The following is a 22,518-nucleotide window of genomic DNA, read 5'->3' on the forward strand; positions in this document are numbered from 1 at the left end:
CTCCTAATTCAGATTCCCATGCGAATGACCCCTGAAAACGGCACGAAAAAGGAGCCGAACAAAAAGCCCGACTCTATTTCATCTCCATCTTCCTGCGGCTGTTCAGCCATCTCGCACCATTCCGGGTTTTCCCCATTCACAGATGCCAAGACCTTATCTTCCGCATCGTCAATCGCATGTACACAGATACCCCCGGTGTTGAACATCGGATACACACCGATAATTTTCTTACTCACTCCTGTTCGCCTCCTTCTTCCTGCCCCGATTGGCACAAGCCCGACTGCAATATTTTCGTTCCAGTCCGTACTGATGCCGGTAGGAAAACTCTCTGCCGCACACCGGACAGATCTTTGACCGCACTGTTCTCCAGTTTTCCGGCTTTGGGTGGGTGTTGTTCCATCTTGACCGGCATTCTGGTGAGCAAAACTTTCTCGGTCTGCCTTTATGATTCGGTACAATGGCTGTACCGCACTGAGGGCAGAAGGAAAAAGCCATGTCCTTGATCATCTCAGCCGTGTAATCATCCATCTGTCCTCACCATCCTCTCATTTTTCGCCGTTTCTGCGGCGGTTTCTTAGAAAAATCTCATAATTCATGCGAAAAGGGGCGAAGTGGAAATCGGCACTGTCCCGCCCGGTTGAATTGTTGTTGCGGCGGCCGATTTTCGCTCGCCCTCGCTCCTCCCGGAACAAGCTAAAATGTGCGAAAGCTCCCTGTTTTCGAGAAGTTTCACACACTTTGGTTCATTTCGGGGAAAAAGAATGGCACCGAAACCGAAGCTCCGATGCCTGTACATTTTCCTGTTTCATTTTGCGCCGTTAATCCTCTGACCCCCGGCCTATGAATTTTGCGGTTTTTCACAGAAAAGGGCGCACCGGTCTCCGTGTGACTTCACCGTAGAGAAGTGACCCCGGCCCCCGGCGGGGGTGTCAGTAGGTGTAGGTCGGGTTGATGTCTTCGGTCAGCGTCTTCTTATCGTGACAACTCTTGCAGAGAGACTGCCAGTTGTTCTGATCCCAGAAAAGTTTCTGATCACCACGGTGTGGAATGATGTGATCCACAACCGTTGCCCGGACGTACTTGCCCTGCTTGGCACACTGCACACAGAGCGGATGAGCTTCGAGATACGACTTCCGGGCTTTCTGCCAACGTCTGTTGTATCCACGCTTCGCTGCCGGGCGGGTCACCTCTGGATGGAGAGGCAGGTGCTTCTCACAGTAGAGCCGGCCGGCTTCCACCAGCTCTGGGCAGCCGGGGTGATGGCACGGTGTCTTTGGTCTGTATGGCATGGGTCAGTCCTCCCACGGAAGACCAGCCTTACCGAAGTGACCGTAAGCACTGACCTTGTTGTAGTCTACATCCAGCAGTCCCAGACGCTGGATGATCCCCTGCGGGGTCAGATCGTAGCTGTCATGGACATAGGCTTCGATGAAGTCAATGGACTGGTGTTCCGTACCGAAGCACTCCACCGACACCCCCACCGGCTGCACCACGCCGATAGCGTAAGCCAGCTGGACTTCGCACTTGTCAGCGTAGCCCGCCTGCACGATGTCCTTGGCAATCTTCCTCGCCATGTATGCTGCGGAACGGTCTACCTTGGTGGGATCTTTACCGCTCAGAGCGCCACCACCCATGCGACCGATACCGCCGTAGGTATCGCACGCCAGCTTTCGGCCAGTTACACCACAGTCGGCGTAGCTGCCGCCCAGCACGAAACGACCGGTCGGATTGACGAGCTTCGTAAAGTCACCGTCCAGACCGTATTCGCAGGCGGCCAATACCATCATGGATTCGATGATGTGCCGGAAGTCGCTGACCTCCACATCCGGGCTATGCTGCACGGAACAGAGGAAGGTGGTGATACGACCGGTGTCGTAATCGTAGCTGACCTGTGCCTTGGCATCTGCACGGAACATCTTAGACGGATGGTTCTTCAGCAGTTGCAGGAACTTGGTAGCGACCATATACGGGATCGGCATCTGCTCTGCCGTCTCGTTGGTGGCGTAGCCATACATGATTCCCTGGTCACCGGCACCGCCCTTATCCACACCCAGTGCAATATCCGGGGACTGCTTGTCCACCAGAATGCCGATGCGAAGAAGCTCGGTCAAGTTCCAGCCCAGCTTTTCAGCACCGATGCGGTTGAACACATCGTGGACAATCTGCTGATAGTTTGGCCGGTAATCGGTGGTGACCTCGCCGGCAATAAAGAGCTGACTCTTTTTCAGCAGACACTCAATCGCCACACGGGCGTTCCTGTCATGCTGAAGAATGTCGGTCGCAATGGCATCTGCAATCTGGTCACAGATCTTATCGGGATGGCCATTGCTGACCTGTTCACAGGTGATAATCTTACTCATGTTCTGTCCTCTCTTTCATGTATCACAAAGCAGGCCGTTTTTGCCCTTGCCCACAAATAGGCTCCCACAAAGACTGCCTGCCCTGTCTCTGTTCATGGTTTCCGTTCATTCTCTTACTTCCCTTTCTTCTTCTCAACTCATGTAGCATGTAGCAACCATGTAGCTGAATTTTATATAAGAAAGCTATAAAAGAAAGTAATAATAAAAAAGGTTATGAAATCTCGGCTACAAACCAGCTACATGCTACAAAGCACCCAAAATCAGACAAAATAGGTCACAAAAGACTGTCCTTTGGCTTATATGCATCCTGTACCGTCAGGTCTTCCGCTCCAGCTTCTACTTCCTTGAACTTGCAGTCCATGATCAGCGTAGTCTGTCCGCCACCGCCTTTGGGGCGCTTTCGGACCACTTTGAAATGCACGCCGATAGCATTTTTAAAGTTCTTCTGATTCTCTGAGGAATACCCGTTCTCCTCACACCACTTTGTGTACAGCTGGTATGCTGCTGCCGTCCGAAGTTCCGACCCATCCTCTTTTTCAAGCCACGCCTCAATGAACTGCCCGATCCAATCAGAATCATCCTTGTAATCTTCCGTGGCTTTCGTGACAGCCTGCGGAAGTTCCAAACCCCGCTGGCAGAACTTTTTGTACCCTTCCAGACACCAGTTAAAAATACCTGACAGGTTCTCTGGCTTCGCAAACTGCCCCTTCAGCCCCTGGTCCTGTTCTCCCTCTTCAAAGTGACGGTTAAACGGGATGATCTTCAGTCGGCCGGATTGGAACAAGGTCATATCATTGACATTAGGCAGGTAGTTCGTATTGATAAAAATCTTGAACACCGGCACAAAATCAAAGCTGTTCTCATTTAGGAATCGGGCGTTGATGGTATCGTTGCCGGTCATTCTTTTTACGAGAGCTGCATTAAATGTGATCTTCTTCTCCGGCTCAGAGATATTTACAAATCTGGAGCCGACCAGACGAGCCACTTCTTCCGAAGGTCCGCCTGTGTTCCCACCACGGAATTTAGCTGCCAGCATATCCGGATTCGATGTCTTTCCATAGTCGCCCATGATCTTCAGGAAGGTTTCCATTGCAGTGCCTTTGCCGTTTCGGGAAGTGGCACCGTAAAGGATAAACATACACTCCTGCGAGGTATCTCCTGTCAGGGCGTATCCCAAAGAACGCTGAAGGAAGTCTGCCAGATCTGCATCTCCACACATGACCTCCTTGATAAACGAGTGCCAGCGTGGACAGTCTGCATCCGGGTCATAGGTAATACCGGATTCCATTGTGAGATAATCCTCCGGCCGATGTTCCCTGAATTCCAGTGTCCTCATATCCAACGTTCCATTTTTGCAGTTGAAGAAATACTTGTTCCTGTCAAATGCCTGCATGGAGATCGGATACACGGACATGGCATCTCTTAGCATTGTTTCCCGATTCTTACGCAGCTGCAGTTTTCGGACACGGTCGATGAACCGCTTCCTGGCATCCTCTTCGGTGATCGTCAAAGCAAACACATACAGCTTGTCAGCCAGCAGCTTTGCCAGTTCCGATACCTTGAGATTGCCTTTGTCCGGCCGCCAGACAGAGCCGTCATAGACATACCAGCCTTTACGCTCACTGTTGTACCGGGCGATCTGCTTGAAATAATCCGCAAACATATTGCCCATGCCGATCTCATTTCGGCCATACCGGGAATTTGTGTGCGGTGCCATTTCTTCCAGCGTGATCGTGATCTTGGTAAGATCCGGCTGGAATTCGATATAGTCATCCTCATCCAGCTTGGAAAACTCTTCATCCACAATATCCTGTGCGTTGACCGGCATATAGATGGCCGCACAGGTATTGACCGTATTGCGGATAGAGATTGCACCATAAGTTGAACCAGCCTGCTTGCGGTCCCACTTGTCACGCATCAGACCGGAAGTACGGAAGATACGGTCCATCTGCTCCTCATCACAGCCACACCAGAATGCCAGAATAGACAGCAATGCCATATCTGCATCCGACTGGCTGCCGTAGAGGTCTTCCCAGTCACCGGCAAAGAGTTTTTTGAACTTCTCCGAGTTGCTGGCTTCGTTGGCGTGTGCGATGACAGCCTCATCATCCAGGTACGAATGGTGCTGGAAATGTGTCTGCTGCACCTGCTTGTTTCGCTTCATCAGCGTGTCCAGCAGTGTTGTCATTGCCGTTTCATCGTTCGGGATCTCACCTGTGCGGTAAACATCTCCCGTTACGGTGACGAAGCGGTTTGTCGCACCGGGCATATACACTTCCAGACCCTTGCTACGGTTGTTGATGTAGTAGACCGTCTTGTCGTAGACGTAGTCTTCCGGCACACAAAAGAAACCTCGCAATCCTTTCCCGGATGGAGATTTTTCCACGTAAGCCGTAGAAAAGATGGAAAGGACGGTATCCGCCGTATCGTTCAGCGTACCGTCCTCCCGGATACAATGGTCGATATCAAAAGCTCCGATTCCGTTGCCAACAGCAATACCGATACCGTCATAGCCGCCCATTGCATAAGTGACAAGGGTATTCTTGAAATCTGAGAATGTACGCAGGTCATTGATCCTTGCCCGTTCCCCCGTTGCCGGGTTAAATGGCATCTTGGTCTTCTGGCCATTGCGCTTTTCAAACTTCCAGACACAGAAGCTGCAGGTCGTTTTCAGCTTGCCCGGAATGTTCTTGATGTCCATCATGCCTGCGCCTCCCTTCCCATGCAAGCCTGCATCGCAAACTGCTTTTTAACAGCAGCTTCGATCTCCTGCTTTTTCTTGGCCGAGGTCACACGGCAGAGCCGGTTGCACAGGACCATCTTGTCAATGGTCGTGATCTGCTCCACCAGCAGAATGGATTCTTCCAGTCCCTCATCCCGGAGCATTTCGCAGTCTCTCCCGGTGACCGGAATGTGTACCGGCAGCTCCAGCTTCTTCAGCTTGGAACTCATCGGAATCACCGTGATAATCGGAGAATTGCGGTTTGCCATATCGTTGCTGATAACCAGCACCGGGCGGTTTCCGCTCTGCACCGAAGTACCATAATGATTCCCCAGTTCTGCAAACCAGATTTCATACTGCTTCGGTATCTTTGGTACCGGCCATCTGGTAAGCGGCATCTCCTGAATCGGCACTCTATTAGGTGCCGGCTGACAGGAGACTACTGCCCTTTTCTTGGTCTTCCCTCGCTGATTGATGTATTTATTAACATGGATTTTCCGTCCATGTGCTGCTGACCGGGCATTCTTTTTCTTTCTCCCCATTGGGATCTCACCTCCAGTTTGATAGCAAAAAGGCCGCCGAAGATGGAATCCTCATAGCGGTCGTAAATGTAAAAAGGCATAAAAACACCGGATGCTTTCCAGTATCTTTATGCCTTTGTTTTCCTATTTTCCTAGTTTAAAGTATAGCAAAAAACCGATGTACAGTTAAGAAGGAAAAGTTCAAAAACGGTTCGTTTCCGTTCGTAAAGTTCAGTTTTTGCAGAACTTTTTTTCCAGCTGCCGCATCTGCGCCTTGCTGGAGAAAAGCTCTTCTGAAAACTGCTGCAGCCCGATTTTTTTATGATAAAAGACGGCTGTTTTTCCCATGTGCTTCCCGTTCTCAAATTCAACCGCTTTCAGCGGAATCCGATCCAGACAGTGCTGTCTCACAACGATCTGCGCCTTACTGTCTTTGATCCGAAACGCCGCTGCATCAGCCAGCTTAAGCCACTCTCTTAGAGCTGTATACCTTGCAAGGCTTTCTTCTGCCTGCCGGTCATACATTTCCTTTTCACCCGGATATTTAGAATCCGCAGCCATTTCAAGATCCTGCCTCCACTGCATTTGTGTTTCCTCCGCCAGCATTTTTACCCTGCTGTATTTCTGGCAGACTTCTTTTGCAAAATCCAACATATCCTCTTCTGTTTCCTGTTTCATATTCCGTATCACCTCCTCTGATAGCGGCCAATTGTGTCGGCCATTCCAATAAGGGCATTTTCTTTCTCCCGGACTACCGTTCTCCGGGTCAGCAATTTCCCTTCCGCCCCCGTAATCTCCGACTGCTTCTTCCCATCCACAAACAACTGCTCCGCCACAAGCCGGGTCTGGCCGCGCAGACTGCGAAGCCCGATCTCAAAGAGTTCGATCTGCTCACAAACCTCATAGTAAGGCTCCAGAAACTGCTCGGTACGCTGTGTCTGTACTTCCCGGTTCATGGATGACAGCACCTTATCGCAATTAAGGACCGTGCGTTCCACTGGGTTCGACAAGCCGCTCGTCTGCACCCGTTCGGATTCCTCATGTGCACCCTGCGACAACTTGTAAACGATCTCTTCCTTCGTGTAAAACCACGACTTCGATTCTTCATACTGCTGTCGGAGCAGTTCCCGCCTGCGGATCAAACATCGGTAGGAATCGGCCAGTTTTTTGACCAGCTCCAGACAATCCACCTGTTCAGGCTTTGTGACAGTTGCCACATTCTTTTCCTCATCCATAGTTCGTCCTCCTTTCTGACCGATTCAATTGGTTTTTATCCGGACGCTTTCCCGGTGGCTTTCTTCTTTCGCCGCTTGGCTGCTTCCTGAAGCACCCGCTCCTGCACCCCTTCGATCAGGCGGTCTGCATCCAGATCTGTAAGCGCCTCATACCACGGAGAGTGAAAGAATCGTTCCAATCTTTCTTTCTCGTGCATCGCATCCCGGTTCTTTGGATTGGCACCCAGCCGGTGAAGTGCCCGCTTATAATCCTTGACCGCCTGCAGGATGATGGCGTTTGCCAGGTTCTCATAGCAGGCAGTATTTTCACTGACAGCAACTTTTGCAGCACTTCTTACTCTGCTCATTTTTCAACGCCTCCCATCCTGTCATACCAGGGTGCCGGCACCTTCTCCGGAGCAGTTCCGTACTTGAAAACATAGATCGTGTGCCACGCAGTCTCATATAAAAGATCCAGCAAACGGCGGTTTGCTTCCGGCAGTTCATTTGCTTTCTTGATGAACTGTTCGATAAAGTGCTCCCGGTTCGTGTTCCCCAGATTCTGGCTCTTATCCCTTGCAATGACCGCCTCTGCGAACTGAAAACAGATCTTTTTGTACTGCTGGACACAGTTGTATTTCCACGTGACTGCATCCAACAGGATCTTTCGTTTCCCATCCGGGGTGAGCTTGGGCATATTCTGGATCTTGGATTTCTGATACAGTTCCATAGCCTGTTCTTCCTTACAGAATTCCTGCTGCATCCAGAGCTCACTTGCCCGGATATGGCACATCAGAAGTTCCACTTCATGCTCATAGGCTTCCTTCATGAGAAGATCACGGTTCATCCGCAGGTCTGCTGCCCTGCGGATCGGGTTCGCACCAAAGAGCTCACAAAGAAGTCCCTTTTCGCCAATCGGCCGAAACATTGCCCAGGGGATGAAGAATCCCTCCTCATCTCTTTTGGCTTTCATTGCCGTTACCGGCTTGGACTTTTTATAACGATAATCGCTCTCCTCTGCCGGACGGCGGTCCTCTGCATTCAAAAACAGATACTTTTTCATATTCTCTCCTATCTCCCCAGCTGTGCCTTGACCGCTGAGATCAGTTTTTCCTGTGTCATGTCCTTCTGCTCCAAAGCCGCCATGACATCCTCGTCCACCGTGTCCTTGGTGATGATATGGTGGATGGTGACCACATCCGTCTGCCCCTGCCGCCAGAGTCTGGCATTGGTCTGCTGATACAATTCCAAGCTCCATGTCAATCCAAACCAGATCAGGATGTGTCCGCCTTGCTGGATGTTCAAACCATGTCCGGCCGATGCCGGGTGAATCAGGGCAACCGGGATGTTCCCGGCATTCCAGTCCCTGATGTCGGTGCTGCTCTTGATATCCCGTACCGGAATCTTTTGCTTTGCCAAATGCTCCATGATGCGCTGGCGGTCATGCTTGAACCAGTACGCCACCAGAACAGGCTGCCCGTTGGCCGCTTCGATCAGGTCTTCCAACGCCTCCAGCTTATGGTCATGGATGATGCGGGCTTTTCCGTTCTCATCGTAGACAGCGCCATTGCTCATCTGCAACAGCTTTCCTGTCAGTGATGCGGCATTGGCAGCATCTATGTCACCATCTTTCAGCGGAATCAGCAGGTCCTTCCGAAGCATATCGTAGAGTTCCCGCTCCGGTGCACTCATCTCCACCTCATACCGGCTTGGAATACAGTCCGGCATATGGAGGTAATCCAGTGCTTTCATAGAAATTGTGATATCCGAGATCCGCTGGTAGATCAGCTCCTCTGCTCCTTCTCTGGGCTTGTATTGGAACACAACACCCGTGGAAGGATTCATGGAAGAAGCCTTGAAATAAGCCTCCCTGTACCGGCCGATGAATTTGCCAAGCCGCTCCCCGCCATCCAGAATCCCGATCTCCGCCCAAAGATCCATGAGACCATTGGAAGAAGGGGTGCCGGTCAATCCGACCCATCGTTTCACATACGGGCGGACTTTCCGCAGGAATTTAAAACGCTGGGACTGGTAGTTTTTGAACGATGACAGCTCATCGATCACGACCATGCCAAAATCCCAGCGCATTCCGTTTTTCTCATAATACTCCACCAGCCATTTGATATTTTCACGGTTGATGACATAGATCATCGCCGGATGGTGGAGTGCTGCAATGCGGGTCTTTGTATCACCTACGATGACAGAAATATCCAGGCCTTGCAGATGATCCCACTTTTCGATCTCTGCCGGCCATGTATCACGGGCCACACGCAGCGGCGCAATGATCAGGACCTTGCTGACCTCGAAGGTCTCCAGCATAAGGTCTTTGATGGCCGTCAATGTGATAACGGTCTTTCCTTAACCCAAGCCCATATCCAGAAAAAGGGCTGCGACCGGGTGTGTTTTGATATACTCCGTACAGTAGCTCTGATAATCATGTGGAATGAACTTCATTTGGGCATCACCTCCTCCCCGGCATCCTGTGCCCGTGTTTGCAGCTCCTCGCTTTGTGTATTTCCCTGCGGCAGCCTAACTTCCGGCATCTCCGGGATCTTTGCACCGATTCCCTGGGGGATAGGCTCGCCCGGTTTCCAGCGAAGCAACGCATGGATAGCAGGCTGAATCTGTTCCGGGCGGTCTACGCAGAATACCGGGAAGCCCAGTGCCTCCAGCTGCAGTCTGCGTTTTCTCTGAAGGATACGCATCTGCTTGCCGGGAGCTTTCAGTTCCACAAACGCACACTTGCCGCCGAGCAGCAAAACCAGTCGATCCGGCACACCGTTCATGCTCTGACTGGTGAATTTAAGGGCCTGCCCACCGGCGGCCCTGACTGCTTCCACAAACTGCTTTTCGACTTCATTCTCCCTCATCCGGCTTCGCCTCCTCTGCCCGCCAGACACCGATGCGTGGACGTTTCTTTTCCTGGCATTCCCTTTTCGGGTGTTTCCTTTTCTGGTGCTTCTTCCTGCGCTCTTCCCGAACCACATTGCCGATGGCTTCATTGGCGGTCGGGTCCGGGTGGCTGTGGCTGACTTTCCTGTTCAGAGATCCTTCTTCTTTGTGTTCTGTGATCCAGTGAATGACATCTTCCATACCGTCACCTCACTGATTGATCTGCTTCCACTGCTGCGGCTCCATCGTGGCGACCTGCCAGCCGATGCCTTCCAGTGCGGTGGCACGGTCGTAAGAAACAACATCCTGCGATGCACGGGTCACCGCATTGGACAGACCGTACAGAGAAAGGTCTCCGCCTTCAATGAGGTACTTGAGGATACCTTCCTGTTCCTCGGCATTGATGCCATAGCTCTGGGCAGTCAGCTGCACCACATCCTGTATCCTGCCGGTGATCGGCACTGCCATAGATTCCTGCAGACGGCCGACCACCTGGGAAAAGCGAGCCTCATCAATGGCAGCCATCGTGGTATCGCGGAGTTTCAGCAGGAATGCCTTGTCCTCTGCTTCCATCGTCTCATCCGAATACAGGGCAAAGCTGTCCTCCACTGCTTTTGCCTGCCGGCCCACATGATGACGGCGTTCGCCCATGTCATTCACCACCATACCGTTGGTGCAGACGAGACGATATACCAAAGGCTGAATGGACACAGCTCCCAGACCAACCTCGGAGTTGGAGATCATCACACCGGCCTGGACGATATCGCCTTTACGGACTTCCATCTCCAGACGGTGATTGACCACCTTGAGGTACAGACGGTTTTCCGTCACCTCACAGGACATGACCTCGTACTGATCATTGCCTGCAAACAGTGGCAGGACAGCTGTGGCAATCTCCATGTTGTCGATACGGCGATAACGTTCCGACAGCAGCGCACGGGCTACCTGTCCGGCACCGTAATCCATCGAGCGGACCATGTAAGAGCCGGGCTTGTCCGCAAACCAGCTGTTCACGTTCTCTGCCAGCAGCTCCGGCTTCTGTGCCTGCATGAGATCATAGTATTTGGCCGGGATGCCCAGTGCCGATGCCACCTGCCGATGGAACAGCGAAGTAGTGCCGAACACCTCCTGCTGATTCGTGGTCAGGTGGTTAATCTCAAAGGTGTGTCCATCTTCCCGGAGGTGCATCCCCTGCGCCGGGCTGATAAAATCCTGCTTTGCCTGATTCTGACGGTTCAGTTCGACCAGGACTTCCTGCAAATTTCTGCCTGTTTTCATAAATTTTTCCTTTCTATCCTGCGGCGCATATTTATACGCCCGTTTATGCGTCCGTGTCCTTCCGACAAAAACGCCGTGTTTTTATAACTGCAAGTGCTTATAATTCCCGGTTGATCATCTGCCGGATGATTCGGACGGCTCCCTGCATACGTCTGCGGTTCAGCCGGGTATCCTGCAGGAGTGTGTCCAGAGCGTCCAACTCTTCCCGGATGTTACAGAGCACGGACCGCTGATGGTCAGCCAGGCGTTCATTCTCCTGTTCCATGCGTTCGTACTCATTTTCGTAATCATCGATATCCTGCACATTGGTTTCGATGTACTCCTCAATCTCCCGGCGAAGTTCCTCTCCGGCATAGTCCTGCACCGCATCCAGCAGATCCCGGATGCCAAAGGGTATCAGAAGTTTTCCGTCCTTCATTTTCAGAACATGAGGCATCTTGCTCCCCCTTTAATCCTTGAAGTAGTAGCTGCCCTTATATCCGGCAGCATTCAGAGGAAGATCCTTGCACCACTCCGGGTTAACGGACATCAGCTTGCAGACCTCATCCACCGTGTACCGATCCTTGGGTGCTTCGATGATGACTTCATCGTGAACATGACCTACGATATTCAGGCCATAGCCTTCCATCCGGGCCATTGCTTCTGCCAGAATGTCACGTGCAATCGCCTGTGTCGCATTCTCCACCAGACGGCCGGAGTAGGTTTCCTGTCTGGCCCATTTGTGGTTCTGCCCCACTCCTTCATAGGTCAGGCTCATGCGACCGAAGCGGTTCGGCTGCAGTCTCGGCTTCAGATACGCCAGCTTTCTTCCAGAAGGAAGCAGCATCCAGAGCGTACCGGAATAAAACTCAAACGCCAGCTTACCGATCTCCTGTCGCTTTCCGGTTTTAAACGCCTGCGTTGCCGCCTTTTCCACATCCCACCAATACTGGACGATCTTCGGATTGGCTTCCCGCCAGGAATCGATGATCTCCGGCAGTTCCTCTTCTTTCAGACCCATCTGCAGAGCACCCATGCTGATGAGTGCGCCGGAAGAACCGCCATAGCCGCAGGCCAGCTCTGCCACCTTTCCTTTCTGCCGAAGTTCCCCGTTGATGCCGTGCTTCACCACCGGCACATGGAACATCTGGCTGGCAGAGGCACAGTAGATGTCCTTTCCTTCCAGAAAGGCTTCCAGCCGCCAGTCCTCCCCGGCTTCCCATGCAAGCACACGGGCTTCGATGGCGGAGAAGTCGGCCACGATGAACTCACAGCCCTCTCTTGGGATCAGCATGGTTCGGATCAGTTGGGAAAGCACATCCGGGGTATTGCCATAGATGGTCTCGACCATATCAAAGCACCCCAGCTTCACCAGTTCCCTCGCCTCATTCAGCGTGGAAATATGGTTCTGTGGCAGATTCTGCAACTGGATATTCCGGCCGGAATACCGACCTGTGCGGCTGGCTCCATAGAACTGGAACAGCCCTCTGGCTCTTCCATCTGAACAGACACAGCGTTCTGCCGCCTGGTATTTCTTCACAGAACTTTTCGCCATCTGAAGTCGGAGCTTCAGCATGTCCATTGCCTCAGCATCCACTCCGTTCTTGTCCAGTTCATCGATCATCTGTGCTACATCCTTTTTTCCGAGCGTGTCCATCGGAATGCCGCGCTCATCCAGCCATGACTTCAGCTGTGACACAGAGTTTGGATTCTCAAGCCCGGTCAGTTCGTAGGCTTTCTTACTCATAGCGTCCGAGAGCAGCAGGTCACAGGCAATGGCCTGCTGCACCAACTCCGTGTCGATCTTTACGCCCCGGTCATTGATACGCTCATTGACCCGGTAATGCTTCCACTCCTGCTCCGGCATCGGGAATTTCTTCAGCCGCTTATAAATGTCCACCTCGGTGTTGACATCCTGAATGCAGTAATACTTAAACTTCTCCCAGTCAGCAGGGTAATGCTCCGGAAGATTCCGGGTACGCATCCCATTACTCTTCGTTGGCTTACAGGGCATGGAAAACAGCTTGATCAGCCGCTCGCCTTCCTTGTCTTTCTGCTGGCTGGTCTTCAACACAATGCCAACATCCTTTAGGGCCATTGGCAGAGTCAGCGATGCCGCCATAACCATCGTGCAGATCCAGCTGTCCGGCGAAAGGAACTCTCCGGGTTTCAGATACTGTCCCGGCAGATGTCTTTGCAGATGCACAGAAAAACAGACCCGCTCAAAGGAAGCATTGTGGGCAATCAGGCGCACATTGCCGGACTGGAAATCCTCCAGCAGCTCTTTGGGGAGCGGTTCTCCCGATGCAAGGTCTGCACACCTGGTCTCGCCAAAACCATCCCCTTCATCGGTCGCCCAGGCAACCAGCAGGATCTCAAAGCTTGGATCTGTGGCATAACGGTACAGGCCGCATTTTCCGATATCCACCTCGCTGTAGGTCTCAATATCGATCAGCGTTTCTTTCAAATATCTCACCTCTATTCGATGTAAAAAGCCGGAGGACACCCTGGCATCCCCCGGCACGGTTACTTATCTGTGTTTCTCTTAGCGAAGGTAATCCGGCAGTTCCTCACCGGCATCGCCGCCCAGAACATCCTCATCGTCCAGCGCGTCAAAATCAGACTCTGCTGATGCCTTGCCGGACAGACGGTCACCATCCTTGACAAACTGCACGTTCCCCAAACCAGCAGCCACACCGCGGTTGCCGTTGGCGTTAAAAGCGTAGAAGTTCACGCTGACATTGCAGTAGCAGCCGGAGTAGACCATCATCGGGTCTGTCACAGGCTGGACATGACGGTCCACGACCTGCGGTGCATCCTTGCTGGAGGCATTCACAAAGAAATGCTCCTGGTAGTTCTCATCGTCCGGGCGGTCGATGTCGCCGTCACGCAGAGGCAGCTTCAGGTTCGGCGGGATCTTACCGCCCCACTTACGGGTCTTGCCATCCTCCTTGGCGGCCTCCACTGCCTTGTGGATCGCCAGCAGGGTCTTCTTATCCTCCTTCGGGATCAGACAGGAAACGGAATACTTGGCCTCACCGCCGTTGATGCTCTTTGCTTCAAAAATGTTTGCGAAAGAGATACGGCACGGAATCACGACCTTAGTTGCACTGGAAATCTTGTTAGCCATAATAAAAATCCTCCATCAATCTGTTTTTGTGTATTGCTGCTGCCCTCAATCGAGGACAGCAAATTCATCTTCCGCAGTCTGCAGATCGACTGCTTCTCTGGGGTCCGAATCCGGGACAAGTGCCAGCTTACCGGGCGGCTTGACCACATACTCTCCCAGAATCTCCTGGAACTTTTTCTTCCCCATAAGCTTTTCAAAGGCTGTCAGAGAGATCAGCTCCGTCTTATAAATATCGGTGTATCCGGCCTTCTCTGCAGCAGCCACCACCGATTTCGTATCAAGGAACTGCCTCTTGCTCCTACCCTCGACCACCTTATACCCATCCCAGCTGACACCATGATTGATGGCCTCCGAACTGACATAGGCAAAGATGGCTTCGATCCAGGACTCGATACGGTTCAGGGTCGGCAGCATCTTCTCAATGTCTGTCTTTGAAAGCAGGGCCGGGGATTTAAAGGTCGGCACCGAAATGTCCGGATCAAAGGATGCTGTCGCATCCGTTTCCTCGGTTTCATCCTCCAGCACACCGGCATCCAGATCCAGAAATTCTTCTTTCACCAGAGCCATAGCTTCATCGGCACAGGCTTTACAGGAAGTTCTGGCACGGCAGAACCGGCACCAGTCCCCGGGAACCTGCTCGCCTTTTCCTTCAAAGGCCAGCTTTGCCCTCGGTCTGACATAGGTCTCTGCCCAGTCCAGCAGTTCCTCCACACTGCATTCAAACGTTGAGATATTTTCCAGTCTCGGCTGGATAATGGTCATGGACACCTTTTTGATACTGTACAGATATCCGTAGGCGTGGTAAGCACCTAGGGCGTACAGCATCATCTGCGGATTATGGTCACAGTTTACGAACACTCCCTTGCCGTTCTTGTAGTCCATGACATAAAGCGTACCGTCTGCGATGATCACGCAGTCGCCGGTACCAAAGCCAGATGGAACCAGGTAGCTGTAATCCAGCCGCTCCTCCACCATGACCAGCGGATGCGGACAGGTCTCCTTGATGCGCTCCACTGTGGAAATGATGAACTCCGCATAGATATCGGTGTTCGCTTCCATCTCCTCATCCTCGTACTCGGAGGTTGGACGCTTCACCCGTTCATGCAGATATTTCCGCAGCTTGTATTCGCCCAGCTCATGGGCAGCAGTTCCCTCCTCGGCGTACACCGAGGATTCATTTGGAAAGTTCTGCTCCAGCCTTGCAGATGGTGTACAGTTCAGCCACCTCTTAGAGCTGGAAGCAGAAAGGATTGCATGTACTTCCGGCATGATGACCTCCCTTAAATCTGGGAGACATCTGCCAGAAATGCTTCGTACTTCTCTGCAAGCAGGTCAGACAGCTGGGCCACACCGTAGGTCTTCAGAAGCTGACCGATCTTCTCGTTGTTATCACGCTTCTTCTTGATCTTGGCGACAATGACCGCCGTGATCTCGTCCTTGGTGATCGTCACTGCAGACTGTGTTTCCTCCTTGGCAGCAGGTGTGTCCTTGTCCGTGGTTTTATCGGACGGTACTTCTTTTTGGCCGGTATCTTCTTCCCACGGCAGCGCATCCGCATCATCCACCGGATGCTCACTCTCTGCGGTTTCTGAACTCTCGGAGTTCACTGCTTTCTCCGCCTCGTCAGGGTCTTCTACCACAGGCACCTCTGCGGTTTCCTCGATGGCCGAAGTAACCGTCTCTTCCACCTTTTTGGTTTTCTTGACCGGCTTCTTACGGGGATGCGAAACCGCCGGGCCTTTCTTTTCTGTTACGGGCAGTACTGGCTGCTCTGCCACCGGAAGCTCCAGTTCATCCTCCGTCTTTGCATTTGCCGCCAGCATATCCAGCTGCTCGGATACGCCGGCAAACATCTGCGCCAGACCGTCAAAGACCTCGACCAGACCGTCCACGACTTTTTTCGGAGCGTTCAAAGCATTCAGTTCGTCCATCATGCGTTTGCCTCCTCTCCGGTTTCTTCCTCATCCCCCCACAGGTCATCCAGATAATCGGCCTGTGCCTTCAGGACTGCCAGAATGACCTTCTCGCACAGACCGGTTTCCTTGTGGATGTGAGCCAGCATCTCATCGAAGTCGATGTCCTCTACCGGGTCATCTGCTTCAGCATCCGGCTCCTGTCCGAAACCGTAGTTGTACGAGGTCATACGCTCATCCATGTGGAGGTGCAGGTTCTTGATGCTGAGCGAAAGGAACGGAACACCAGACGGGCGTGCCGGCATCGGCTTATCCTGCTCCTGAGTTTCCGTTTTTTCCTCTGCCCTGGCAGGAAGCGGAACCTTTACCACCTTGGCGTCCTTCAGCATCTCGCTGATCATTTCCTCCAGAGTCATGCTCTTCTCATTCTTATTCTCCATTGTCTTTCTCACTTTCTGCAGCTTCCTGCTGCTCTTTCGTTTTATCTTCCATTGGTATGTGATACTGCTCGGAAAGTCTCTTCAAAAGCAGTTCGACCATGCGTCCCGGCTCCGGGAGGTTGCAAACAGGCTTCTTCAGCTCATGTGCTCTTTTGATCTCCGCCGCCATCCCCTCGGATATGGTTTCGCCGAACACCCACACTTCATCAGCTGCTTCCAGCCACTCCATTCCGAATCGGATTCCTGTCGCACGCTCCTGTGCGTCCTCATCCTTTAAGAACTGAGTAAAATACAGATGCGGAGCCAGTGGCAGGACTCCCATTGTGGCCAGAATCCTGCAGGCGGTCTTTGCCCTCTGGATGTTTGCCTCCATCTGTGTCTTCCTGCACGGCGGGTCATTTGCTGTCGGTCGGTACGGCGAGCAGATAAAAATCTTCTTCGGTGCCGATGCCAGCGGGAACCCGCCGGGCGGACGAGCCTCCTTAGAACCTCCTATCTTGGCGGTTGCATTCGCCATATTCATGCGTTCTGCTTTCATAGGTTTTTCCTCCTGTCGATGTACTTGAGAAGTGGTCCTCTCATAAAGCGCACGATTTTCGACCAAAAGTTAAGTAGTTCATCAAAAACTTTTTCGGATTTTTTTGAGAGCACCCTGCATCGAATAATGAACAGCAGGCTTTGACATCCCCAACTCCTCTGCAATCTCCTGCAGCGTCATACCTTTATAGAAGTAAAGCTGAATCACCTCTGTCTGCCGCTCGGTCAGCTTACTCATGGCTGCATACAGCTTCCGCAGTTCCTCATCTGCCAATATTTCAGCGTTTTCTTTTTCCATGAAGTCGATCATGGCAGCATCCGTCCAGTCAGAACCATCGCAAACCAAAGCAAATTCTTCATAGTCACGGCTGATTTTGTTGCGATTATTTTCCAGGCGACGCTCACCCTCCATAACCAACCGCACAGACCACTCTGCTTCCTCAAACACCTCTGCTGGAACCACCTGATAGGTGCCATCTGTGAAATCATAGCGGTAATCCCCACAGCGATTCACATCCAGCACCGTATGAGCACCATCTGCCTCGTACACTGCATAGCCATTTTCATAGGCAGTAACGACTGCGCCATTCACCATTGCCCTTGCGACTGCAACCGGATGCATTGCCATAAGCTGCTTGTAACCTGGGATTTTCTTCTCCAATACCAGTTCCACACGCTCTTTCAGTTCATGCAGGGTAATGTGTACGTTCAAAGCCGTCTGGTCGACTGCCTGCGCCGCATTCTCCACAATCTGGTCAACCATTTTCGGCTGGCAGATCTCCATCACGCCTACGCCACCATTGATTGCTACTGCTCCAGTCATCATGTTCATCATTTTTCTGTCCTTTCCCCCGGACTTCTGGGAGGGAAAGATACCGAAGCAGGATGCAGATGAGGCACCAAACCATCTGGCAAGGCTGTGAAACACAAAAAGCCCGATTCCAGAGATAGGTAGAGTAATCCCATTCGCATACCTCCAGCACCAGCAAATAAATCGCTGTACTGTGAGGTTCTGCTATGGTATCCTTCGCCTGCTCTAGAATCGGGCTTACGATATTTTTATTTGTCCGAGAGAGTGCCGACAGATTCATACTCTGTGGTTCTGTGGGCTTGTCCCTTGAACTGACTATATGATAACAAAATGACGGTCTCTTGCAGATTTCAGACTTGACACACTTTGGGGTCAAATTTGATACATTTTTGAATTCACGACATTATGGGCATAAAAAAAGACCGCACAGCTTGATTTGTACTGTACGATCTTCAAATTGCCACTTTCCGCTCTTTAAGCAGATAGCAGTCGATGCTTTCTCTCACCATCTCCTGATGCATGGGGTTCAGCATATCGTATTTTTCCTGAATGGATGTGTCTGCACAAGGAGGCTCATCTTCTTCGTCCATCAGTGTATCCATCGACACACCGAGGGCTCTGGCAAACCGCTTCAGCATCACGCAATTTATCACACCACGTTCACCGTTTTCAATTCCGGAAATATTGGCGCGGTCAATGTCCACAGCATCGCTGAGGTCTTTTTGTGACCAGCCTTTCTGTTTACGATATTTTCTGATATTCTGACCAATAATATACTCATCACTGTGAATATCGACCACGCCTGACACCCCCTTTTCCAAAGCATAAACAGCAAAAAAGGCCGGGGCATCCCTGTGACTATGTACTCAGATGCTACTCAAAGTACACAGTCTCTGGAATGCTCCGACCCAATCCTTCTGAAAAAGGGTGTCGACAACAAGTCAGATTAAAATCTACGATTTCTTCCTGAGCAACCCCGTACTTCGGCCTCCTATGAAATTGTTTGCGCTGATTACGCTTCTAATTAAAATCAAAATCTTCATACTATGTATTTTCCTATCTATGTATTTGCTTTCGTTATTGGTATAGTTTCCTGCCACTTATGGGGGAAATCTCAGTTCAGTTATGTATACTAAGTGGCTTTCAGGTCAAACAGCAGGTATTTTCTACCAATTGCTGTAGTTCCGTTGAACGCTCTTATAGTATACACCCGACACCAATAATCGACAACCAAAAGTGTCCAAAAATCGACAGGTGGATATGTCGAATTTTAATAACTTTTTTGGTGCAAATGCACTAAAAATCAGACTTCTTTTTTATCACTCCTTAACAATTTTATCGCCTTTACGTTTATACCCCACGCCTTTTTCAAACAGTGCATTCACAACAGAAGAACCAACACCAATGGTCATTCTTTTTGAAATTCCTGACACGGAAATCCACCATGTAAGCAATCAGTGCCACTCCCACCAAGCTGGATTTCCACTACTAAGTAATAACCCAGTATTTCATATTTTTTAGACGTCTGCGTGATGTAAAGATGCTCACGGCATCGCTCTTGTAAACTCAGATAACAAAAAAGCCGAGGCAGACCCAAGACAACCTAAACTAAGGTCATCTAAAGTCTACCTCGGCTTACCACGCACACTATGCTTTCCAGCATATCCGGGCAGCACCTGCAGGCAGGTGTAAATTCAATCAGGCTGGCTCACACGTCCTGCGATGAGTCAAGCGGTTACCGGGAGCAGTCACATCCTGAGCTGTTCCTTTTTATCTTCAAAGGTCATGTATGGACCAGAATAACATTGCTCATTAAAATCATCCAGGTACTCATACCCCTGCAATTGCCCGTTCTTCACATAAGCAACAGCCTTACGACCATTTACAACCGCACGGGTTGCAAGGAGCACCCGCTTTCCTTGCGACGTATAAATTCCACATTTTGAAATCAATATCCTCATCTCCCATCTTGTACATTAAACACTGACTTCTCTGTTCCATCGATTCGCGGAATGCAAAATTCATCTTTCACACATCGGTTCACCGGGTCGATTAAAATAAAGGAAAAATAATCCCTTATTTTGCAGCCAGCATAATACTCTCTCGCCTGTTCAATCATAGCTACATGGTTTACTACTACTGAAACCTTAATGCCATGCTCACGAGGACTCTCCATATATGCCATCGCAAACAGCTGATTCATCTTGCCAATCGTACCCCTTCCGATTCCCGCTGTATAAGATTTACACTCAAACAGCCATGTATCAATGCCTTCTTCTAAAAGAGCATTTGTCCGAATTGCAAAATCAGCCCTGTACTGTTTGGTTCTTGGCCAGATCATATTTTCGTAGGAAACCAATTCTACAAAATAGCCGTTCATAAGGAACGCGTTCTGCAGCGTTTCCCTGTAAGTTTGCTCTAACATATATCCGGTAAGCGTCTTCGCTGCATTCCGTAAGAACATATTTGATGAATTGGGATCTGGCTCAATATTCTGCTCTTCTGCGATATCCGCCAATCCAAAAACAATCTGAGATGGAGATACAACGGCTCCTTCTGTTCCAGCAGGAACAAGTTTCACCATTCCGTTTGCCGCCAACAGTTTCTCCAGTGTGACCCCACTGTTCGGATCTGCAGCCTTTGATATCGCCACCAGCACCTCATCAGAACAAGCCGTTGTGTTCTTCATATTAATAATACGGGAAATCGTCGATGTGTTTACCCCGCACTCATTCGCAAAGTCATTCATCGACCGTTCTCCCTTTGCACTCAGAACCAACTGACTCAGCACTTCTAGGTCGGCCTTTCCCGTCCGAATGTAATCAGGAAAAAGATTCGTTATCTTCTTTCTTCCCATCGGTGTCACACCTCCTCTGTTTATATAGTAGCACTTTATTGCATACTTGTCAATATTACGCAATGATTTTATCTTATTGCTTTTGTTGCGTTACCAAACTCGTAGTTACGTTTTAGTAAGTCCATGTTACATCCACAGTTACATCCCATACCATAATAAAAAGGAACAGAAGTTCATTTCCCTCTTGACTTCTACAACTTCTTATTGTATCATAGGAACAGAAGTTCACGAACTGTTGTTCTTAGTATATAGGAACAGTTGTTCCTTGTCAAGTAGGCTTTACAAAAAATTGCTGCTTCTCACCGGCAACTTTCCCTTCCGGCAAAAAGCAGCAAAATATCCCACATGGAGGCATGACATGAAAAAAGATACGAACTTACTAGACACTCAGGATGTCCGGGCTGAAGCAGCCACTGCACTTACACCGAATGCGACCAATGGCGAGAAGATCAAAGCTCTGCGATCCGCACAAGGTATGAGCATGGCCGAGCTCTCCAGACGAGCATCTATGTCTGATCGTGCCATCCGCTATATCGAAGCCGGCGAGCGCGAACCAAGCGTGGACGCAATCCAGAAGATTGCCGCTGCTCTTGGTGTCACGACCGACTACTTTATGGATGATGCCACCTTCCAGAAGGAACTCAGCGATGACCAATTCTACGCTGACGTCCGTAAGAAGTATGGCTCCCGCGGTGTAGCTCAGGCAAAGAAAATAAAAGAACAGACCTCTGCCCTTTTTGCAGGCGGCGAGCTGTCCGAAGAAGATCAGGCTAATTTCATTAAGGAAATGGAAGCTCTCTTCCTTGATGCAAAAGAAGAGGCAAAAAAGTTTACTCCTAAAAAATATCTGTAATCGACTTACAGAGGAAAGGAGTCGCTGTTGGACAACTTTGCTATTACTGCCGCCGACGCTGTAAGCCGCCGATATAAGAGCAATGACCCGGAAGCTATCATTGCCCAGCGCGCCATTAAAATTAAAGACATCCGGTTCTGCGAAGAGCTCCTTGGATTTTATACAGTACTTCTAAATTGCGAATACATCGGCATCAATCCAAACTGCTCAAAGCAACAACGCAGATCCGCACTGGCTCACGAACTTGGGCATTCCATTTTCGACCGGAAACATGCGGCATCCGGTCAAGCTTTCCAGGATACATATTTTTATAGTCTCAGCAACGCAAAAGCAGAGCGCAGGGCAAATACGTTTGCTGCTGAACTGCTATTGTCAGATGATGATGTACTGAAACCAATCGGCTTCTATGAATTCAACGCCGACAGGCTTCAAATGGAGGCTTCTCTGCCAACCCACTGCTCTAGCACATACCGTGCCTTGAAATACCACGAGCTGCTGCAGGACTTTCAATACACGCATACAGGATTCGCCACCATTGAGGAGATTGCACAGATGGCTGGAATCGAAAAAAACTTTGTTGATTTTAAACTGAACATTCTTACCGCAAAAGGCTACCAGCTTCCTGCTGTGCCAGAGCTTCAGAGCAATTTTCTGAAGGATTCCATGAAGAATTGCTCTAAATGTTACGATTAAACATGGAGGTGACTGCTTATGACAAAAGAACGAGTCTATGTAAAGGTATCCTCCGACTTTGATTCTACAGGCTATATGCAGCCGACATCAATCACATGGTCGGATGGACGTACCTTCCCAATCGAAACAGTGCGTGACTTCCGCCCTGCTGGGACTGCCGATAACGGTTACTCTGGTGACTGCTTTACTGTACTCATCCAGGGGCAGGAGAAGCACCTATTCTTTGAACACCTCGACTCACGCTTCAACGGACGATTAGGCCGATGGTTTGTCGAGAGAACCGGACATTAAAAGCATTATTATGAGAACACAGTCAGA

The 22,518-nt window shown here is 50.6% G+C and carries 28 protein-coding genes and 1 pseudogene; 3 read left to right on the top strand and 26 right to left on the bottom strand.

Going from position 1 to position 22,518, the window contains the following annotated elements:
• Window positions 1-8: 8 nt before the first annotated feature.
• The 26 genes and pseudogenes from C7U56_RS04045 to C7U56_RS04165 form a co-directional block, all read right to left on the bottom strand.
• Complete coding sequence (locus C7U56_RS04045) at window positions 9-236, bottom strand: hypothetical protein (protein WP_107000240.1); 228 nt, start codon at window positions 234-236, stop codon at window positions 9-11.
• Window positions 229-528 (bottom strand): DUF2256 domain-containing protein, encoded by a 300-nt coding sequence (locus C7U56_RS04050; RefSeq protein WP_107000241.1) that lies wholly within the window; start codon window positions 526-528, stop codon window positions 229-231. The genes C7U56_RS04045 and C7U56_RS04050 overlap by 8 nt, the downstream gene beginning before the upstream one ends.
• 401 nt (window positions 529-929) lie before the next feature.
• Complete coding sequence (locus C7U56_RS04055; RefSeq protein WP_107000242.1) at window positions 930-1,289, bottom strand: HNH endonuclease; 360 nt, start codon at window positions 1,287-1,289, stop codon at window positions 930-932.
• Window positions 1,290-1,292: 3 nt separating this feature from the next.
• Window positions 1,293-2,360: a methionine adenosyltransferase gene (gene metK, locus C7U56_RS04060; RefSeq protein WP_107000243.1), complete on the bottom strand. Its 1,068-nt coding sequence runs from the start codon at window positions 2,358-2,360 to the stop codon at window positions 1,293-1,295.
• Window positions 2,361-2,634: 274 nt separating this feature from the next.
• Entirely contained in the window at window positions 2,635-5,064 is a 2,430-nt protein-coding gene (locus C7U56_RS04065; RefSeq protein WP_107000244.1) for a phage/plasmid primase, P4 family, read from the bottom strand.
• Complete coding sequence (locus tag C7U56_RS04070; protein ID WP_107000245.1) at window positions 5,061-5,624, bottom strand: type II toxin-antitoxin system PemK/MazF family toxin; 564 nt, start codon at window positions 5,622-5,624, stop codon at window positions 5,061-5,063. The genes C7U56_RS04065 and C7U56_RS04070 overlap by 4 nt, the downstream gene beginning before the upstream one ends.
• Window positions 5,625-5,834: 210 nt before the next feature.
• Window positions 5,835-6,281 carry a hypothetical protein gene (locus C7U56_RS04075; protein WP_107000246.1) on the bottom strand — a complete coding sequence of 149 codons (447 nt, stop codon included), beginning with the start codon at window positions 6,279-6,281 and terminating at the stop codon, window positions 5,835-5,837.
• A gap of 8 nt (window positions 6,282-6,289) precedes the next feature.
• A complete protein-coding gene (locus C7U56_RS04080; RefSeq protein ID WP_107000247.1) occupies window positions 6,290-6,838 on the bottom strand; it encodes a hypothetical protein in 549 nt (182 codons plus the stop codon).
• 35 nt (window positions 6,839-6,873) lie between these two features.
• The gene (locus C7U56_RS04085) at window positions 6,874-7,185 is read right to left on the bottom strand and encodes a hypothetical protein (protein WP_107000248.1); all 312 of its coding nucleotides are present in this window, start codon (window positions 7,183-7,185) and stop codon (window positions 6,874-6,876) included.
• Entirely contained in the window at window positions 7,182-7,880 is a 699-nt protein-coding gene (locus C7U56_RS04090) for a hypothetical protein (RefSeq protein ID WP_107000249.1), read from the bottom strand. Before C7U56_RS04090 ends, C7U56_RS04085 begins: the two co-directional genes overlap by 4 nt.
• An 8-nt stretch (window positions 7,881-7,888) precedes the next feature.
• Window positions 7,889-9,271: pseudogene (locus C7U56_RS04095) on the bottom strand (SNF2-related protein).
• Window positions 9,268-9,687, bottom strand: coding sequence for a VRR-NUC domain-containing protein (locus tag C7U56_RS16185; protein ID WP_338108845.1), 420 nt, complete (start codon window positions 9,685-9,687; stop codon window positions 9,268-9,270). Before C7U56_RS16185 ends, C7U56_RS04095 begins: the two are co-directional and overlap by 4 nt.
• Entirely contained in the window at window positions 9,674-9,910 is a 237-nt protein-coding gene (locus C7U56_RS04105) for a hypothetical protein (RefSeq protein WP_107000250.1), read from the bottom strand. The genes C7U56_RS16185 and C7U56_RS04105 overlap by 14 nt, the downstream gene beginning before the upstream one ends.
• A 9-nt stretch (window positions 9,911-9,919) precedes the next feature.
• A complete protein-coding gene (locus C7U56_RS04110) occupies window positions 9,920-10,987 on the bottom strand; it encodes a DUF932 domain-containing protein (protein WP_107000251.1) in 1,068 nt (355 codons plus the stop codon).
• Between the two features lie 97 nt (window positions 10,988-11,084).
• Window positions 11,085-11,423: a hypothetical protein gene (locus C7U56_RS04115; protein ID WP_107000252.1), complete on the bottom strand. Its 339-nt coding sequence runs from the start codon at window positions 11,421-11,423 to the stop codon at window positions 11,085-11,087.
• 12 nt (window positions 11,424-11,435) lie between these two features.
• Complete coding sequence (locus C7U56_RS04120) at window positions 11,436-13,442, bottom strand: DNA polymerase (protein ID WP_420867017.1); 2,007 nt, start codon at window positions 13,440-13,442, stop codon at window positions 11,436-11,438.
• 69 nt (window positions 13,443-13,511) lie between these two features.
• Complete coding sequence (locus C7U56_RS04125; protein WP_107000254.1) at window positions 13,512-14,096, bottom strand: DUF2815 family protein; 585 nt, start codon at window positions 14,094-14,096, stop codon at window positions 13,512-13,514.
• Between the two features lie 45 nt (window positions 14,097-14,141).
• Window positions 14,142-15,365 carry a DUF2800 domain-containing protein gene (locus C7U56_RS04130; protein ID WP_107000255.1) on the bottom strand — a complete coding sequence of 408 codons (1,224 nt, stop codon included), beginning with the start codon at window positions 15,363-15,365 and terminating at the stop codon, window positions 14,142-14,144.
• Window positions 15,366-15,376: 11 nt separating this feature from the next.
• Window positions 15,377-16,030 carry a hypothetical protein gene (locus tag C7U56_RS04135; protein WP_107000256.1) on the bottom strand — a complete coding sequence of 218 codons (654 nt, stop codon included), beginning with the start codon at window positions 16,028-16,030 and terminating at the stop codon, window positions 15,377-15,379.
• The gene (locus C7U56_RS04140) at window positions 16,027-16,461 is read right to left on the bottom strand and encodes a hypothetical protein (protein ID WP_146143903.1); all 435 of its coding nucleotides are present in this window, start codon (window positions 16,459-16,461) and stop codon (window positions 16,027-16,029) included. The genes C7U56_RS04135 and C7U56_RS04140 overlap by 4 nt, the downstream gene beginning before the upstream one ends.
• Window positions 16,439-16,987: a DUF7768 domain-containing protein gene (locus C7U56_RS04145; RefSeq protein ID WP_107000258.1), complete on the bottom strand. Its 549-nt coding sequence runs from the start codon at window positions 16,985-16,987 to the stop codon at window positions 16,439-16,441. The genes C7U56_RS04140 and C7U56_RS04145 overlap by 23 nt, the downstream gene beginning before the upstream one ends.
• An 81-nt stretch (window positions 16,988-17,068) precedes the next feature.
• Window positions 17,069-17,821: a sigma-70 family RNA polymerase sigma factor gene (locus C7U56_RS04150; RefSeq protein ID WP_107000259.1), complete on the bottom strand. Its 753-nt coding sequence runs from the start codon at window positions 17,819-17,821 to the stop codon at window positions 17,069-17,071.
• Between the two features lie 428 nt (window positions 17,822-18,249).
• Window positions 18,250-18,597, bottom strand: coding sequence for a helix-turn-helix domain-containing protein (locus C7U56_RS04155; RefSeq protein WP_181357162.1), 348 nt, complete (start codon window positions 18,595-18,597; stop codon window positions 18,250-18,252).
• A gap of 519 nt (window positions 18,598-19,116) precedes the next feature.
• Window positions 19,117-19,251 carry a hypothetical protein gene (locus C7U56_RS16105; RefSeq protein ID WP_267895294.1) on the bottom strand — a complete coding sequence of 45 codons (135 nt, stop codon included), beginning with the start codon at window positions 19,249-19,251 and terminating at the stop codon, window positions 19,117-19,119.
• 294 nt (window positions 19,252-19,545) lie between these two features.
• The gene (locus C7U56_RS04160; protein WP_055052881.1) at window positions 19,546-19,749 is read right to left on the bottom strand and encodes a hypothetical protein; all 204 of its coding nucleotides are present in this window, start codon (window positions 19,747-19,749) and stop codon (window positions 19,546-19,548) included.
• 5 nt (window positions 19,750-19,754) lie between these two features.
• Window positions 19,755-20,654, bottom strand: coding sequence for a helix-turn-helix domain-containing protein (locus tag C7U56_RS04165; protein ID WP_107000261.1), 900 nt, complete (start codon window positions 20,652-20,654; stop codon window positions 19,755-19,757).
• Between the two features lie 358 nt (window positions 20,655-21,012).
• Here C7U56_RS04165 and C7U56_RS04170 point away from each other — a divergent pair, with 358 nt between their 5' ends.
• The 3 genes from C7U56_RS04170 to C7U56_RS04180 are packed head-to-tail and all read left to right on the top strand — an operon-like array spanning window position 21,013 to window position 22,491.
• Window positions 21,013-21,507, top strand: a complete 495-nt coding sequence (locus C7U56_RS04170; protein WP_107000262.1) for a helix-turn-helix domain-containing protein — start codon at window positions 21,013-21,015, stop codon at window positions 21,505-21,507.
• 27 nt (window positions 21,508-21,534) lie between these two features.
• Window positions 21,535-22,200 (top strand): ImmA/IrrE family metallo-endopeptidase, encoded by a 666-nt coding sequence (locus C7U56_RS04175; protein ID WP_181357163.1) that lies wholly within the window; start codon window positions 21,535-21,537, stop codon window positions 22,198-22,200.
• A gap of 18 nt (window positions 22,201-22,218) precedes the next feature.
• Window positions 22,219-22,491 carry a hypothetical protein gene (locus C7U56_RS04180; RefSeq protein ID WP_107000264.1) on the top strand — a complete coding sequence of 91 codons (273 nt, stop codon included), beginning with the start codon at window positions 22,219-22,221 and terminating at the stop codon, window positions 22,489-22,491.
• The last annotated feature ends 27 nt before the right edge of the window (window positions 22,492-22,518 follow it).

It is taken from the genome of Clostridium fessum (assembly GCF_003024715.1).
Taxonomy (GTDB): Bacteria; Bacillota; Clostridia; order Lachnospirales; family Lachnospiraceae; genus Otoolea; species Otoolea fessa.

What these genes read in the sequence shown, in the direction of transcription:
- C7U56_RS04070 (WP_107000245.1), bottom strand. Translation starts at nt 5,624, where the DNA reads ATGGGGAGAAAGAAAAAGAATGCCCGGTCAGCAGCACATGGACGGAAA.
- C7U56_RS04135 (WP_107000256.1), bottom strand. Translation starts at nt 16,030, where the DNA reads ATGATGGACGAACTGAATGCTTTGAACGCTCCGAAAAAAGTCGTGGAC.
- C7U56_RS04090 (WP_107000249.1), bottom strand. Translation starts at nt 7,880, where the DNA reads ATGAAAAAGTATCTGTTTTTGAATGCAGAGGACCGCCGTCCGGCAGAG.
- C7U56_RS04080 (WP_107000247.1), bottom strand. Translation starts at nt 6,838, where the DNA reads ATGGATGAGGAAAAGAATGTGGCAACTGTCACAAAGCCTGAACAGGTG.
- C7U56_RS04180 (WP_107000264.1), top strand. Translation starts at nt 22,219, where the DNA reads ATGACAAAAGAACGAGTCTATGTAAAGGTATCCTCCGACTTTGATTCT.
- C7U56_RS04105 (WP_107000250.1), bottom strand. Translation starts at nt 9,910, where the DNA reads ATGGAAGATGTCATTCACTGGATCACAGAACACAAAGAAGAAGGATCT.
- C7U56_RS04050 (WP_107000241.1), bottom strand. Translation starts at nt 528, where the DNA reads ATGGATGATTACACGGCTGAGATGATCAAGGACATGGCTTTTTCCTTC.
- C7U56_RS04170 (WP_107000262.1), top strand. Translation starts at nt 21,013, where the DNA reads ATGAAAAAAGATACGAACTTACTAGACACTCAGGATGTCCGGGCTGAA.
- C7U56_RS04165 (WP_107000261.1), bottom strand. Translation starts at nt 20,654, where the DNA reads ATGGGAAGAAAGAAGATAACGAATCTTTTTCCTGATTACATTCGGACG.
- C7U56_RS04145 (WP_107000258.1), bottom strand. Translation starts at nt 16,987, where the DNA reads ATGAAAGCAGAACGCATGAATATGGCGAATGCAACCGCCAAGATAGGA.
- C7U56_RS04110 (WP_107000251.1), bottom strand. Translation starts at nt 10,987, where the DNA reads ATGAAAACAGGCAGAAATTTGCAGGAAGTCCTGGTCGAACTGAACCGT.
- C7U56_RS04150 (WP_107000259.1), bottom strand. Translation starts at nt 17,821, where the DNA reads ATGATGAACATGATGACTGGAGCAGTAGCAATCAATGGTGGCGTAGGC.
- metK (WP_107000243.1), bottom strand. Translation starts at nt 2,360, where the DNA reads ATGAGTAAGATTATCACCTGTGAACAGGTCAGCAATGGCCATCCCGAT.
- C7U56_RS04130 (WP_107000255.1), bottom strand. Translation starts at nt 15,365, where the DNA reads ATGCCGGAAGTACATGCAATCCTTTCTGCTTCCAGCTCTAAGAGGTGG.
- C7U56_RS04075 (WP_107000246.1), bottom strand. Translation starts at nt 6,281, where the DNA reads ATGAAACAGGAAACAGAAGAGGATATGTTGGATTTTGCAAAAGAAGTC.
- C7U56_RS04085 (WP_107000248.1), bottom strand. Translation starts at nt 7,185, where the DNA reads ATGAGCAGAGTAAGAAGTGCTGCAAAAGTTGCTGTCAGTGAAAATACT.
- C7U56_RS04065 (WP_107000244.1), bottom strand. Translation starts at nt 5,064, where the DNA reads ATGATGGACATCAAGAACATTCCGGGCAAGCTGAAAACGACCTGCAGC.
- C7U56_RS04115 (WP_107000252.1), bottom strand. Translation starts at nt 11,423, where the DNA reads ATGCCTCATGTTCTGAAAATGAAGGACGGAAAACTTCTGATACCCTTT.
- C7U56_RS16185 (WP_338108845.1), bottom strand. Translation starts at nt 9,687, where the DNA reads ATGAGGGAGAATGAAGTCGAAAAGCAGTTTGTGGAAGCAGTCAGGGCC.
- C7U56_RS04125 (WP_107000254.1), bottom strand. Translation starts at nt 14,096, where the DNA reads ATGGCTAACAAGATTTCCAGTGCAACTAAGGTCGTGATTCCGTGCCGT.
- C7U56_RS04055 (WP_107000242.1), bottom strand. Translation starts at nt 1,289, where the DNA reads ATGCCATACAGACCAAAGACACCGTGCCATCACCCCGGCTGCCCAGAG.